Origin of the sequence: Microbacterium sp. No. 7 (genome assembly GCF_001314225.1) — a bacterium.
Taxonomy (GTDB): domain Bacteria; phylum Actinomycetota; class Actinomycetes; order Actinomycetales; family Microbacteriaceae; genus Microbacterium.
Map to the genome: position 1 here is coordinate 323,436 of NZ_CP012697.1, position 13,798 is coordinate 337,233.

The window sequence follows — 13,798 nt, forward strand, 5'->3', positions numbered from 1 at the left end:
GGTGCCGTGACCCACCACGCCGACGTCTCGCAGCTGTCTCCCGCAACCCGCATCGTGGCCGCCGGCCGCGAGCCCCGCACGCCCGGCGGGTCGGTCGGGGCGCCGCTCGTGCTCAGCTCGACGTACCATGCCGGCGGCGACGTCATCTACGCGCGCGTCGGGAACCCCACGTGGACGGCGTTCGAGGAGGTGCTCGGATCGCTCGAGGGCGGGCTCGCGACGACGTTCGCGAGCGGGATGGCGGCCGTCGACGCCGTGCTGTCGCTCGTTCCCGTCGGCGGGGTCGTCGTGGCCCCGGCATCCGCGTACAACGGGGTCGTCGCGACGCTCGACCAGCGCGCCCGCGCGGGAGAGCTCGAGGTGCGGTTCGTCGACGTCACCGACACCGCGCAGGTGATCGCGGCGTGCGACGGCGCGCACCTGGTGTGGCTGGAGAGCCCCACGAACCCGCTGCTCGACGTCGCCGACATCCCCGCGCTCACGGCCGCCGCGCACGCCGCGGGCGCGCTCGTCGCGTGCGACAACACGTTCGCGACCCCGCTGCTGCAGCGCCCGCTCGAAGACGGCGTCGACGTCGTCGTGCACTCCGTCACGAAGTACCTCGCGGGGCACAGCGACGTGATCATGGGCGCGTGCGTGACGGCCGACACCGAGCACGGGCGCGCGCTCGCCGCCCGCGTGCTCGAGCACCGCAGCCTGCGCGGCGCGATCCCGGGGCCCACCGAGACGTGGCTCGCGCTCCGCGGCATCCGCACCCTCGCCCTGCGCGTGGAGCGTGCGTGCCGCAACGCCGCCGAGCTCGCGGAGCGCCTGCGGCGGCACCCGGCCGTCGAGCGCGTGCGCTACCCGGGGTTCGGGGCGATGGTCTCGATCGACGTCGCCGCGGGCGCCGACGCGGCCGACCGGCTGTGCGCGGCGACCCGCGTCTGGGTGCACTCGACGAGCCTCGGCGGCGTCGAGAGCCAGCTGGAGCGCCGCCGCCGCATCGCCCTGGAGCCCGAGACCACCCCGGTCAGCCTCGTGCGCCTCTCGGTCGGCATCGAGGACGTCGAGGACCTCTGGGCCGACCTCGCGCAGGCGCTCGCGGGGGCGTAAGCGGGCCCTGCGCGGCGCCCATCGACCTCGGAGGACCTCATGTGCCTCGGGTCATTCCATGGCGATCGTCCGAGGCAGGTGAGATTCCCCGAGGCCCGTGATCCGCGGGGCGCGGGATGCCGGGGGCCACGCCCCGCACGGTGAGCCACACGCCGAGGGCGAGCTCCCACAGCGCCACGGGCACCGCGGCGATCGCGCCGACGGCCGACGTCTGGGTCCATGCGCCGAACAGCACGCCGATCGACGAGGCGAGCAGGAGGGGCGCGCCGATCAGCCCGATCAGCGGGATGACGCGCGGCACGAGACGGCCGCGGAACATCACGGAGCCGAGCAGCAGGGCGTTCGTCGCACTCATGAACGCGGGCCCGACGAGGAACGAGGCGTCGTGCAGCGCGACCAGCGCGTCGTCGCCGCCGCCCGCCGCGCGCACGGCGGCGGTCGCCAGCAGCGCCAGCACGCCGGTCATGATCATGGCGGCCTCCAGCGTGCGCGAGACGACGAAGCCGAGCGCGAGCGGCAGGCTCACGCGGCGCGCGATCGGGAACAGCGCGAGCGCGGTGCCGACGCACGCGGCGGCGAGCAGCAGCTCGACGAGCGCCGCGCTCCCTGCGGTGGCGGGTGCGGCATCCCCGTCGAAGAAGGCGGTCCTCAACGCGAGCCCGGGGAACGATGTCGCGAAGGTGGCGAGATAGAGCAGCCCTGCCGTGAGGGCGAGGCGGCGGTCGGTGGTCATGGTGCTCCCTGGGTTCATGGCGACGTAGGTGTACGGTGTACACCTCTGGAGGGAAGCGTAAGGTATACGGCGTACACGTGTCAACGAGTCCCGGGAGGCGACGGTCATGGCGGCGACCCGCGCGACGCTCACGCCCGCCCGCGTCATCGGCGAGGCGATCGCGATCGCCGACGCGAGCGGGCTCGACGCCGTCAGCATGCGCGCCGTCGCGACCCGCCTCGGCGTCGTGCCGATGGCGCTGTACAAGCACGTCAGCGACAAGAGCGCACTCGTCGGCGGCATGATCGACGCGGTCGTGGCCGCCTATCCCCAGCCGCCGGCGGGGCTGCCGTGGACGGATGCCGTGCGCTGGCGCATCCTCGCCGCGCGGGAGGCGCTGGGGGCGCATCCCTGGCTGCGCCCCGCGATCGAGGGCGCGACGCAGCGCACGCCCGCCGTGCTCGCGTACATGAACGCGCTCGCGGGGGAGTTCGCTGCGGGCGGCGTGAGCTACGACCTCGCGCACCACGCGATGCACGCCCTCGGCCACCGGATCTGGGGCTTCTCGCCCGAGGCGTTCGCGCCTCCCGCGGCATCCGCTGCTCCCGAGACCCCGGGTACCCCGGACGGGCCGGATGCCGAGACGCTCGCCGCCATGGCCGCGGCGTTCCCGCACGTCGTGGCGATCGCGCAGGAGGCCGCGGCGTCGCATCCCTCCGGCGCCTGCGACGCCGATGCCGAGTTCGTCTTCACCCTCGACCTGCTGCTCGACGCCTTCACCCGCCTGCACGCGGCGGGCTGGTCGTCGCGGGGCTGATCGCGCGCGCGGGGTCGGGATCCGCGCCGGTCGGCGCTCCTTCGGAGGCGCAGGGATGACACCGCGGTGAACGTGCGTCGACGCCTGGCGCGGGAGCCCGCGCGGCGACCCGCCCCCGCGCGCGGGCTGTCACACTGGGGGCATGGCTGCGTTGCACGCGATCGTCGGTGCCGGACCCGTCGGGAGCGCGCTCGCCGCCCGGCTGCACGCGGACGGGCACCGCGTGCGCGTCATCACGCGCTCGGGACGCGACGCGGGCGTGGGCGAGGCCGTCGCCGTGGACGCCTCGAACCCCGACGACCTCACCCGCTGCACGGCGGGAGCCGAGGTGCTCTACAACTGCGCGAACCCCGGGTCGTATCCCGACTGGGAGCGCGAATGGCCGCCGCTCGCCGCCTCGATCCTCACGGCCGCCGAGCGCACGGGCGCCGTGCTCGTCACGATGAGCAACCTGTACGGCTACGGTCCGGTGCCGGGCCCCATGCGGCGCGACACCCCGCTGCGTCCGAGCGATCACAAGGGCGCCCTGCGGGTGCGGATGTGGCACGACGCGCTCGCCGCGCACGAGGCCGGGAGGGTGCGGGCGACCGAGGCGCGCGCGTCCGACTACTTCGGCCCCACCCTGCCGGTCAGCCACAGCATGCTCGCGATGAGCGCCGCCGCGACGCTGCGCGGGAAGCCCGCCTGGGTCTTCGCCGACCCCGACCAGCCGCACACGTGGTCGGCCGTCGACGATGTCGCGGCGACCCTGCAGACCCTCGGCGGCGACGAGCGCGCGTGGGGATCGGCGTGGATCGTGCCGTCCAATCCCGCGCAGTCCGTGCGGCAGGTGCTCACCGACCTGGGCGCCCGCGTCGGCCTCGGCGCACCGCGCCTGCGGCGCGTGCCGCGCTGGGTGCTGCGCGCCGGCGGCGCGATGATCCCGATGCTGCGCGAGGTGAACGGCGTGCTCTACCAGTTCGACGCGCCCTTCATCGCCGACGGCGCCGAGACGACGGAGGCCTTCGGCATCCGGCCCACGTCGTGGGACGCCCTGCTCGACGCGACCGCGCCCGCCTGGCGACAGCGCGCCTGACCGCCACGAACCTCGGACGATCCCGCGTACCTCGGAGGGTTTCGCCGGCATCATCCGAGGTCGGCGTGATTCCCCGAGATCGGTGGGGGATGCCGGGGCGCCCTCGGCGAGGAAGCGGGAGGCTGCGGCTCAGGCCGGCCCGACGGCCAGGGTCTCGGGGCCGACGATGCGGCTCAGGTGCTTCTCGATGCGCAGGACGACGGCGCGGTCGGCGATGCGAGCGCCGGTCATCGCGTTCTCGAGCGCGATCTCGAAGCGGTTGACGTCGGAGAGCCGGCGCAGCCACACGGCCAGCACGAGGTTGTAGCGGCTCGCCGTCGTGAAGGCGAGCCGCACCTCGGGCACGGTCGTGATGGTGCCCTTCGCCGCCTCCAGCACCCGCGAAGGCGCCTCCACGAAGTACCACGCGTAGACCGGCCAGCCCGATGCGGCGCGGGCGATGTCGGTGCGGAGGCGGAGCGTGCCGTCCTGTCTCATGATCGCGATGCCGTCGGAGATCCGCTGCGGCGAGATGCCGCTGCGTTCCGCGATCTCGGCGACGGGGGTCCTGCCGTCGGCCCACAGCGCCGCGAGGATCGCCTCCTCCACGTCGTCGGCGACCTGCCGGGCGCTCCGTGCGCGCGGGGCGCCCGGCTGCGGCATCAGGGCCAGCTGCGCGGGCGTCAGCTCTCGCAGACGCCAGCTCGACGCGTCGAGGAGCATCTCGTTCATGACGTGCGTGCGGATGGCGCGGACGCCGGGCAGCCGGGCGAGCCGGTCGATCGAGTACGTCGCGAGGGCGCTGAGATCAGCTGCGCGGACGAGGGCGAGGAGGTCACGGGAACCGGCGCTCGAGTCGAGCACGAACACCGCGGGGTCGTGGCTCAGCTCGTCGATCACCCCGCGGATCCCCGGCAGGTCGCACTCGATCTCGATGAGCGCCGTCTGCCCCCGCATCGTGTGCCCGGTGATCCACGCGACGCCCTCGGCATCCAGCCGCGCCCAGCGGCGGGCGAGCGTGCGCGCATCGACTCCGACGACGCGAGCCAGCGCGTTCCAGCTCGCGCGGGGCTCGATCTGCAGCGCGTGCAGCAGTCGTCGGTCGACGGGGTCGAGGGCGATGGTCTGCACGGAGGCTCCTCGGACGGCGCGCACGTGCGCGGATATGGAGCATAACACCGTCGGCTTGCGCAGAATACCGGCCTTGTAACACGGGCGACGCATGCGGCGCACACACTCACCCGCAGACATTTCGACGCGAGAGGCAGACATGAGCACCACCATCGATCCGGCGGCGGCAGCAGCGATCAAGCAGCGTGCGATCGACGAGGTCGAGGCGCGCCGCGGGCAGCTGATCGCGCTCAGCCACGCGATCCACGCCAACCCGGAGCTGTCGTGGCAGGAGCACGAGGCCGCCGCGCTCGTCGGGCGCACGCTCGACGAGGCGGGCTTCCGCGTCGAGGTCGGCGCGTTCGGCGTGCCGACCGCCGTCGAGGCCGTCTACGGAGATGGCGACCTCACCGTCGCCATCTGCGCCGAGTACGACGCGCTGCCGGGCATCGGGCACGGCTGCGGGCACAACGTCATCGCGTCGGCCGGCGTGGGCGCCGCCCTCGCCCTCGCGCCCGTGGCCGCCGACGCCGGACTGCGCATCAAGCTCCTCGGCACGCCCGCCGAGGAGCACGGCGGCGGCAAGGTCCCCATGCTGCTGGCGGGAGCGTGGGAGGATGCCGACTTCTCCCTCATGGTGCACGGGATGACCGGTGAGGACGTCAGCGCCACGGCCTTCGCCGCGACCGCCGTCGAGCGCTTCGAGGTCGTCTTCCACGGGCGCACCGCCCACGCCGCGGGCATGCCCGAGCAGGGCATCAATGCGGCATCCGCCGCCGTCGTCGCCCAGACGGCCATCGCGCTGCTGCGCCAGCAGCTGCCCAAGCAGGTCAACCTCAACGCCTTCGTCTCGCACGGCGGCGAGGCCACCAACATCATCCCCGACCGCGCGGTGCTGCAGGTCGAGATCCGCGCCCTCGAGATCGACGTGTGGCGCGCGGTCAAGGCGAAGGTCCTCGCCTGCTTCGAGGGCGCCGCCATCTCCACCGGCTGCACCTGGGAGCCGTGCGCGACCGAGCATCCCTACGCCCCCGTCAAGCACGACGAGACGCTCGCCGCACTGTGGAACCGCAACCTCCTCGCGCGCGGCCGCACGATCTCGGACGCCGTCCTTGGCGGCGGGTCGACCGACATGGGCAACGTCTCGCAGGTCGTGCCGGCGATCCATCCGACCATCGCCTTCCTCGGCGAGACGGGGCCGGCGCACAACCCCGCCTTCACGCTCTCGGCGGCCACGCCGGCCGCCGACGACGCCGTGATCGACGGCGCCGCCATCCTCGCCTCGACCGTGCTCGACGTGGCGCTCGACGCCGAGCTGCGCGCCGACTTCCGCCGACGCAAGGCCGAGCGTCCCGCCGGCGCGACGCAGCAGACCCTCCTCGCCTGAACCGCCCCTCTGCCCCCGACCCTCGAACCCGACGGAGCCCTCATGGACGACACGTCCCGCACCACGGCACCACTCGAACCCACGGCCCAGCGCACGTTCGCCATCACCATCCGTGACAAGGGCTTCTGGCTGCTCGTCGGCCTGATGACCCTCATCGCGGTCATCGCGCAGTCCATCGGACCGATCAGGATCCCGCTGGGGTCTGCCTCGATCGATCTGCTGCCGATGATCTGGGCGGTGCTGATCGCGCTGATCGTCTCCGGGCAGCGGTGGAAGCCTCTGCCGGTCGACCTGCAGCACAGCGCGAACGTCATGGTGAGCGTGGCCGTGCTGCTGCTCGTAGCCCGCATGTCGCTCACGATGGGCCCGAACATCCCCACGATCATCGCGGCCGGGCCCGCCCTGCTGCTGCAGGAGCTCGGCAATCTCTTCGGCCCGATCCTCCTCGCTCTGCCGCTCGCCGTGCTGCTGCGCATGGGCCCGGCGACGGTGGGTGCGACGTTCTCGATCGACCGCGAGGCCTCGTTCGCGATGGTCGTCGACCGCTTCGGCTCCAACTCGCCGCAGTACCGCGGCGTGCTGTCGATGTACGTCTTCGGCTCGGTGTTCGGCGCGATCATCGTCAGCATCATCGCCTCGCTCACCTCGTCGCTCGGCATCTTCGACTGGCGTGCGCTGGCGATGGGCGCCGGCGTCGGCTCCGGCTCGATGATGGCGGCGGGCGTCGGCGCGGTGACCGCGGCGCACCCCGAGGCCACCGACGAGATCGCCGCGCTCGCCACGACGGCCAACCTCATCGCCGGCCTCGCCGGCGTCTACATCGGCGTGCTCGTGTCACTGCCCCTCGCCGACCGCTTCTACCGGCTGCTCACGCGCCGGCGGCGCACGGAGGATGCCGCGAAGCCCAGCGGCACGCTCGGCACGTCGCAGGCCGCCGCGGTCGCGGCCGCCGTCCTCGACGTGCCGAAGGTCACGCTCCCGCTGTGGAACTCGCTGCTCGTGCTGTGCGGTGCGTCGCTCGTCGTCGTCATCGTGGCCACCCGCTCGTTCTCGTGGAACATGGTGATCACCCTCGGCATCCTCGCCGCGTTCGTCGCGGCCGGCATCGGGCTGTCGAAGCTCGCGCGCGGCAAGCTGCCGGCCATCATCGTCGTGATCACGCTGGGCATGCTGCTCACATCGCCGATCTCGCCCGTCGCGGGCTGGCTCGTCGAGGTGTCGTCGAGCGTGGACTTCCTCGCGATGATCACCGTCATGCTCGCCATCGCCGGGCTCAGCATGGGCAAGGACCTGCCGATGCTCCGTCAGATCGGCTGGAAGATCATCCCCGTCGGCATCGTCGTGATCGGCGCGACCTTCCTCACCTCCACGGTGATCGCCGAGTTCGTTCTGAGGGCCATCGCGTGACAGGCCCCACCACCCAGGTCGAGCGCGGGATATACGTCTCCGCGCTCGACCTGTTCTCCATCGGCATCGGTCCCTCGAGCTCGCACACCGTCGGCCCCATGCGCGCAGGGGCGGACTTCCGTGATCTGCTCGCCGAGCGCGGCCGGCTCGGCGAGGTGACACGCTTCGGATGCCGGTTGCAGGGGTCGCTCGCCGCCACCGGCATCGGTCATGGCACGCCCGACGCGGTCATCGCCGGTCTGCGCGGGCTGCGGCCCGAGACGGTCGACCCCGACGAGGTGCACGGTCGCTGGGCGCGGCTCGACGCCGGGGAGGTGCTCCTCGTCGACGGCGTGCCGCTGCGGGCGGCCGACATCGTCTTCGCCCCGCTGTCGCGGCACGCCGGGCATCCCAACTCGATGGTGCTGACGGCGTACGCGGACACCGCCGCGATCGCGGAGGAGACCTACCTGTCGATCGGCGGCGGCTTCATCGAGCGCATCGGCGAGCCGGCGACGGATGCCGGGGGCGCCGGCCCGACGCCGGTGCACGCCTACCGCAACGCGGCCGGGCTGCTGGCCCTCGCCGAGGGCCGCTCGATCGCCGACGTCGCGTGGGACGACGAGGTCGCCCTGCACGGGGCCGACCGCGCGCGCGACGGCATCGCCGCGATCTGGGCGAGCATGCGCGCGTGCATCGAGCGCGGCCTGCGCACCGAGGGCACGCTGCCCGGCGGTCTGAAGGTGCCGCGTCGTGCGGCGGCGGGCTGGCGCGCGATCGCGCAGCGCGGCGAGCCGACCGCGGCCGACGAGGCCTTGGCGATCTACGCGCTCGCCGTCAACGAGGAGAACGCCGCGGGCGGCCGGGTGGTCACGGCGCCCACCAACGGCGCCGCCGGGGTGCTCCCCGCCGTGCTGTACTACGCGACCGTGCAGGGCGGATTCGCGCCGGATGCCATCCGCACCTTCCTGCTCACGGCCACCGCCGTCGGCTCGATCTTCAAGGCGAACGCGTCGATCTCGGGGGCCGAGGCGGGCTGCCAGGCCGAGGTCGGCAGTGCGTGCGCGATGGCCGCCGCCGGGTTGACCGCGCTGCGGGGCGGCACCCCGGCGCAGGTGGAGAACGCCGCCGAGATCGCGATCGAGCACCATCTGGGGCTCACGTGCGACCCCGTGGGCGGGCTCGTGCAGATCCCGTGCATCGAGCGCAACGCGGTGGCCGCCTCGACGGCGCTCACCGTCAGCCGGCTCGCGCTGCTCGGCGACGGCACCCACATCGTGCACCTCGACACGACGATCGAGACGATGCGGCAGACCGGTGCCGACATGTCGGAGCGCTACAAGGAGACGAGCGAGGGCGGCCTCGCGGTCAACGTCGTGGAGTGCTGACGGGCGACGGCTGATCGGCTGCGGCCGCGCGCCGCGGGATGCCACGGCCGCGCTAGTCTCGGCAGCGAGGGGAGCACCATGACGCGAGAGCCGCACACGTTGGACGAGCTGATCGACGCCCTGCCGCCGGGAGCCGTGATCACCGATCCCGCGTCGATGGACGCCTACCGGTGGGATCGCGCGAACGACCCCGCGGCCGGGGTGCCGCTCGCGGTCGTGCGGGCGACGTGCACCGACGACGTGCAGGCGGCGGTGCGGTTCGCGGCCGCGACCGGCACGCCCGTCGTGCCGCGCGGCGCGGGATCGGGGCTCTCGGGCGGCAGCTCCGCCGTCGACGGCTGCGTCGTGGTGTCGCTCGACCGCATGCGGGGCATCGAGATCGACACGGGCACGCGCATGGCGACCGTGCAGCCGGGGGCCTTCAACGCCGAGGTCAAGGCGGCCGCCGCGGCGCACGGGCTCTGGTATCCGCCCGATCCGTCGTCGTTCGAGTTCTGCTCGATCGGGGGCAACGTCGCGACGAACGCGGGCGGGCTGTGCTGCGTCAAGTACGGCGTGACCACCGACTACGTGCTCGGGATGACGGTCGTGCTCGCCGACGGGCGGGCCGTGCGGCTCGGCGGTCCGCGCGTGAAGGACGTCGCGGGCCTGTCGCTCACGAAGCTGTTCGTCGGCAGCGAGGGCACGCTCGGCATCATCACCGAGGTCGTGCTGCGCCTCGTGCCCGCGCAGCGTCCACCGACGACGCTCGTCGCGACGTTCCCGACGCTGCAGGGGGCGACGCAGGCGGTCATCGACATCACGCGCTCGGCCCGTCCGTCGATGCTCGAGCTCATGGACCGCGTGACGATCGGCGCCGTCGAGGACGAGCTGCGCATGGGCCTCGACCGCACGGCGGAGGCCATGCTCGTCGTGCAGTCCGACGAGCAGACGGATGCCGCGGAGCGCGAGATCGCGGCGATCCAGGCCCTCTGCGAGCAGCACGGCGCGGTCGAGTGCGTCGCGACGAGCGATCCCGACGAGGGCGCCGCGTTCGTGCACGCGCGTCGCGTCGCGATCCCCGCGGTCGAGCGGCTGGGGACGCTGCTGCTCGAGGACGTGGGCGTGCCGATCCCGCGTCTCGCCGACCTCGTGCTCGGCATCGCCGCGATCGCGGAGCGACGCGACGTGACGATCGCGGTCATCGCGCATGCGGGCGACGGCAACACGCATCCGCTGCTCGTCGTCGACCCGGCGGACGCCGCGCAGCAGGCGCGCGCCGAGACCGCGTACGGCGAGGTGATGGACCTCGCGATCGCCCTGGGCGGCACGATCACGGGCGAGCACGGCGTCGGCCGCCTCAAGCGCCCCTGGCTGCGCGACTACCTCGGCGACGACGTGCTCGAGCTCACCCGGCGCATCAAGACGGCGCTCGATCCGGCCGGCATCCTGAACCCGGGCGCGATCCTGGAGTGACCCGCGAGGGTGCCCGTTGTTCTCGCGAGGGTGCTCGTAGTTCTCGCGAGGGTGCCAGTTGTCTCGCCGAGGGTGCTCGTAGTTCTCGCGAGGGTGCCACTTGTCTCGCCGGGGATGCCAGCTGTCTCGCCGGGGGTGTCACCACCGCACAGGCGAAAGCACCTTCGCGGGAACAACCAGCACCCTCGCGGGGACAACCAGCACCCTCGCGGGGACAACCAGCACCCTCGCGGGGATAACTGGCACCCTCGCGGGGAAGGGGAAGGGGGTCAGGAGGACTGGCCGGCCTTGCGGCCGAAGAGGCGCGAGAAGAAGCCGCCGCGGTTCGCCTCGGCCTCGGCGATCTCTGCGGGGGTGTGCTTTCCGTTGCACCACTGCGCGGCGGGAACGCTCTGCCGCACCGACTGCACGTGCTGGCCGCAGCCCGCCCAGGTGGTCTTTCCGCACACGCGGCAGGTCACGGGTCGGCACATGGTGATGTCCTTTGCTCTGAGGGGGGATACCCCGGGGGTATATGAGTAAATACTCCCCGGGGTATTTCGCCGTGTCAAGTCGAGCGGCATCCCCTCCCGCGTCTGCCGCCCTACGCCCGCGCGAGCAGCAGCGCGGCGTTGTGGCCGCCGAAGCCGAAGGACGTCGAGAGCACGTGCTCCGAGCGATGGGGGCGGGCGGCGCCGCGGACGATGTCCCAGCCGTCGAACGCGGGGTCGTCGAGGTTGAGGGTCGGGGGGATCAGGCCCTCGCGCATCGTCTGCACGGCGAGGATCGCCTCGGCCACGCCCGCGGCGCCCAGCAGGTGCCCCGTGCTCGACTTCGTGGCGGTGAGCGGCACGGCCTCGCGGCGCGCACCGAGCACGGCTCCGAGCGCCGCGATCTCCGCGGCGTCGCCGAGCACCGTCCCCGTGCCGTGCGTGTTGACGTGGTCGACCTCGCGCGCCGCGACACCGGCATCCGCGAGGCACGCGCGCATCGCCTCGGCCGCACCGGCGCCCTCGGGGTCGGGGGCCGTGGCGTGGTGCGCGTCGCTCGACTCGCCGTATCCGGCGACGCGCCCGAGCACGCGAGCGCCCCGCGCGGACGCGCTCGCGGCGCTCTCCAGCAGCACCGCGGCGGCGCCCTGCGACATCACGTATCCCGTGCGGCCGCGGTCGAAGGGGCGGCTCGCGGCGGCGGGGTTCGCGGGATCGCCCGGCGCGAGCGCGCGCAGGTTGGCGCCCGCCGCGAGGTGCAGCGGCCCGAGGCAGTCCTCCATGCCGACGACGAGCACCGCGTCGGCGTAGCCGTGACGGATGCGGCGCAGTCCCTCGCCGATGCCCACCGCGCCGCTCGCGCACGCCGCCGACACGGCGTGCGTCGCCCCGCGCGTGCCGTAGCGCCGGCTGAGCGCGGCGGCGACGGCATCCGAGGTTCCGAACGCGCTGAGTGCCGGCGGCACGCGTCGCGGCCCGTGCGCGTCGAGCGCGCGCGTCGCGTGCTGCAGCATGTCGACGGGTCCCGAGCCGGTCGCGACGACGATCGCGACGCGTCGCGGGTCCCACGGCGGTGCCGGCGACTCCGGCGGCATCGCCTCGTCGGCCGCCGCGATCGCCCACAGCTGCACGGGACTCAGGTGCCGCATCCCGCCCGACGGGGCCTCGGTCGAGCCGCCGCGTGCCGTGCGGACGGTCCCGAACGACGCCTCCGGCGGCACGAATCCTCGCACGACCCCGCCCACGCTCACCCCCGCGACCGGCTCCGGCAGCGCCGTGATCGCGCTCTCGCCGCGCACCACGGCATCCCACAACGCTGCGGCGCTGAGCCCGCTCGGCGTGATCGCGCCGACGCCCGTGACGACGACCTCGTTCACGAGGCCTCCTCGCGAACGAGCGCGGCCGTCTCGGCGCGGCGGATCTTGCCGCCCGTCGTGCGCGGCAGGCGCTCGACGCGCAGCCATCGCCGGGGACGGGATGCCGGGGCGAGCCGTTCCGCGGCCCACGAGCGCAGCGCGGGCGTCGGTGGCGCGTCGCCCTCGACGACGAGTGCGATCGCGATGCCGAGGTGGCGGTGGGGGAGCGGCACGGCGCACACGGCGCCGAGCCCCGGCATCCCCTCGAAGGCCTGCTCGACGTGCAGCAGCGACACGGTGTGGCCGCCCGTCGTGACGACGTCGCCGTCGCGGCCGGCGAGCTCGAGCGTGCGCCCGCGCAGGCGTGCCCGGTCGTGCACGGTCGCCCAGCCGCCGGCATCCATGATCGGCTGCGGCGGCACGAGGTAGCGGTCGGAGCACGACGCCGAGCGGATCCACAGCGTGCCGAGCCCGCCCTCTGGCAGTCGTTCGTCGCCGTCGCGCACCTGCGCCTCGACCCCGTCGAACAGCCGCAGCTCGGCGCCGTGCCGTGTCTTGCCGATGAAGCCGAGCTCGCCGGCCCCGTAGTAGTTGACGAGCCGCGCGGCGGGCAGCGCCTCGCCGACCGCGGCGTGCAGGGGCGGCGGCAGCGACGCCCCGCCCGTGACGATGAGCTCGAGGCCCGCGAACCGGTGCGGATCGCGGCGGGCCGCGTGCACGAGGGCGTGCAGCGCGGCCGGGATCGTCACGAGTCGTGTGACGCCTGCCGCCTGCGGCGTGAGCCAGAGGTCGTCGAGGGCGTCGGCGAGGTGCACGGTGCCGCCCGTCGCGAGGGCCTCGAGGAGCGTGTACAGCGTGAGGCTCGACGAGAGCGGCCCCGGCGCGAACGTGACCGTGCCGTCGTGCGCGCCGAGGCGGCGGCGCGAGACGGCGACGTTGGCCCGGTACTGCCCACACGTCTTGAGGAACGCCTTCGGCGCGCCCGTCGTGCCCGACGAGAAGAGCAGCAGGAACGGCTCGTCGTCGGGGCGCTCGCACGGCGGCCGGGCGATGGGTGCCGTGGTGCTGGGTGCCGTGGTGCCCGGTGCGGTGGTGCGGGATGCCGTGGTGCTCGCCCGCTCCGTCCGCTCCAGCGCTTCGAGGTCGAGCGTGCGGCCGGCCCACGCGGCATCCCGCAGAGCGCGCTCGAGCTCCGCGTCGTCGGTGACGAGCACGGCGACGCCGCACGTCGTGATCGTCTGCACGCGCTGCGCGAGCGGCCAGCGGGGATCGAGCGCGGCGACGATGCCGCCGTGCGCCGCGAGCGCGGCGACGATGCGGGCCGTGTGGAACGCCGACGCGAGGCTGATCGCGGCGACGCCGTCGCCGATCGCCGCCCAGGTGCGCCACGACCGCTCGCGCAGCTCCCCGTAGGTCAGCGCCGCCTCGGCCGTCACGATGGCCGCACGGCCGGGCTGCGCCGCAGCGACGCGTTCCACGGCCTCCGCGATCATCCGCGCACCTCCCACCTGAACACCGTTCAGTGTAGTGCGGCGCGCCCCGCGGCGTCCCCTCGCACACCGAGAGTGC

Annotated in this window: 12 protein-coding genes; 7 read left to right on the plus strand and 5 right to left on the minus strand. The window is 73.8% G+C overall.

Going from position 1 to position 13,798, the window contains the following annotated elements; translation table 11 throughout:
• The first annotated feature begins 6 nt into the window (after nt 1-6).
• Nucleotides 7-1,095: a trans-sulfuration enzyme family protein gene (locus AOA12_RS01400; protein ID WP_054679107.1), complete on the plus strand. Its 1,089-nt coding sequence runs from the start codon at nt 7-9 to the stop codon at nt 1,093-1,095.
• 37 nt (nt 1,096-1,132) lie between these two features.
• Here AOA12_RS01400 and AOA12_RS01405 read toward each other — a convergent pair whose 3' ends face one another.
• Nucleotides 1,133-1,828, minus strand: a complete 696-nt coding sequence (locus AOA12_RS01405) for a DUF4386 domain-containing protein (RefSeq protein WP_054679111.1) — start codon at nt 1,826-1,828, stop codon at nt 1,133-1,135.
• 106 nt (nt 1,829-1,934) lie between these two features.
• On the opposite strand from AOA12_RS01405, the gene AOA12_RS01410 reads away from it, so the two are divergent.
• Together AOA12_RS01410 and AOA12_RS01415 are read left to right on the plus strand one after the other, a co-directional pair.
• Nucleotides 1,935-2,624: a TetR/AcrR family transcriptional regulator gene (locus tag AOA12_RS01410; protein ID WP_054679114.1), complete on the plus strand. Its 690-nt coding sequence runs from the start codon at nt 1,935-1,937 to the stop codon at nt 2,622-2,624.
• A gap of 142 nt (nt 2,625-2,766) precedes the next feature.
• Nucleotides 2,767-3,699, plus strand: coding sequence for an NAD-dependent epimerase/dehydratase family protein (locus tag AOA12_RS01415; protein ID WP_054679116.1), 933 nt, complete (start codon nt 2,767-2,769; stop codon nt 3,697-3,699).
• A 129-nt stretch (nt 3,700-3,828) separates the two neighbouring features.
• Here AOA12_RS01415 and AOA12_RS01420 read toward each other — a convergent pair whose 3' ends face one another.
• On the minus strand, nt 3,829-4,809 hold the full coding sequence (locus AOA12_RS01420) for an Lrp/AsnC family transcriptional regulator (RefSeq protein WP_054679119.1): 981 nt from the start codon (nt 4,807-4,809) through the stop codon (nt 3,829-3,831).
• A 139-nt stretch (nt 4,810-4,948) separates the two neighbouring features.
• Here AOA12_RS01420 and AOA12_RS01425 point away from each other — a divergent pair, with 139 nt between their 5' ends.
• From AOA12_RS01425 to AOA12_RS01440, 4 genes are all read left to right on the plus strand, one after another.
• Nucleotides 4,949-6,175: an amidohydrolase gene (locus tag AOA12_RS01425; protein ID WP_054679123.1), complete on the plus strand. Its 1,227-nt coding sequence runs from the start codon at nt 4,949-4,951 to the stop codon at nt 6,173-6,175.
• Nucleotides 6,176-6,217: 42 nt separating this feature from the next.
• Entirely contained in the window at nt 6,218-7,582 is a 1,365-nt protein-coding gene (locus AOA12_RS01430) for a DUF3100 domain-containing protein (RefSeq protein WP_054679126.1), read from the plus strand.
• Entirely contained in the window at nt 7,579-8,949 is a 1,371-nt protein-coding gene (locus tag AOA12_RS01435) for an L-serine ammonia-lyase (RefSeq protein WP_231637157.1), read from the plus strand. Before AOA12_RS01430 ends, AOA12_RS01435 begins: the two co-directional genes overlap by 4 nt.
• Nucleotides 8,950-9,027: 78 nt before the next feature.
• A complete protein-coding gene (locus AOA12_RS01440; RefSeq protein WP_054679129.1) occupies nt 9,028-10,404 on the plus strand; it encodes an FAD-binding oxidoreductase in 1,377 nt (458 codons plus the stop codon).
• 269 nt (nt 10,405-10,673) lie between these two features.
• On the opposite strand, the gene AOA12_RS01445 is transcribed toward AOA12_RS01440, so the two are convergent.
• The 3 genes from AOA12_RS01445 to AOA12_RS01455 form a co-directional block, all read right to left on the minus strand.
• The gene (locus AOA12_RS01445) at nt 10,674-10,877 is read right to left on the minus strand and encodes a hypothetical protein (protein ID WP_054679132.1); all 204 of its coding nucleotides are present in this window, start codon (nt 10,875-10,877) and stop codon (nt 10,674-10,676) included.
• 110 nt (nt 10,878-10,987) lie between these two features.
• Complete coding sequence (locus AOA12_RS01450) at nt 10,988-12,250, minus strand: beta-ketoacyl-[acyl-carrier-protein] synthase family protein (protein WP_054679135.1); 1,263 nt, start codon at nt 12,248-12,250, stop codon at nt 10,988-10,990.
• Nucleotides 12,247-13,722 carry a long-chain fatty acid--CoA ligase gene (locus tag AOA12_RS01455; RefSeq protein WP_054679138.1) on the minus strand — a complete coding sequence of 492 codons (1,476 nt, stop codon included), beginning with the start codon at nt 13,720-13,722 and terminating at the stop codon, nt 12,247-12,249. The genes AOA12_RS01450 and AOA12_RS01455 overlap by 4 nt, the downstream gene beginning before the upstream one ends.
• Nucleotides 13,723-13,798: the final 76 nt, after the last annotated feature.

Coding starts and splice junctions, on each gene's coding strand:
- AOA12_RS01425 (WP_054679123.1), top strand. CDS start 4,949: ATGAGCACCACCATCGATCCGGCGGCGGCAGCAGCGATCAAGCAGCGT.
- AOA12_RS01445 (WP_054679132.1), bottom strand. CDS start 10,877: ATGTGCCGACCCGTGACCTGCCGCGTGTGCGGAAAGACCACCTGGGCG.
- AOA12_RS01415 (WP_054679116.1), top strand. CDS start 2,767: ATGGCTGCGTTGCACGCGATCGTCGGTGCCGGACCCGTCGGGAGCGCG.
- AOA12_RS01405 (WP_054679111.1), bottom strand. CDS start 1,828: ATGACCACCGACCGCCGCCTCGCCCTCACGGCAGGGCTGCTCTATCTC.
- AOA12_RS01455 (WP_054679138.1), bottom strand. CDS start 13,722: ATGATCGCGGAGGCCGTGGAACGCGTCGCTGCGGCGCAGCCCGGCCGT.
- AOA12_RS01430 (WP_054679126.1), top strand. CDS start 6,218: ATGGACGACACGTCCCGCACCACGGCACCACTCGAACCCACGGCCCAG.
- AOA12_RS01410 (WP_054679114.1), top strand. CDS start 1,935: ATGGCGGCGACCCGCGCGACGCTCACGCCCGCCCGCGTCATCGGCGAG.
- AOA12_RS01440 (WP_054679129.1), top strand. CDS start 9,028: ATGACGCGAGAGCCGCACACGTTGGACGAGCTGATCGACGCCCTGCCG.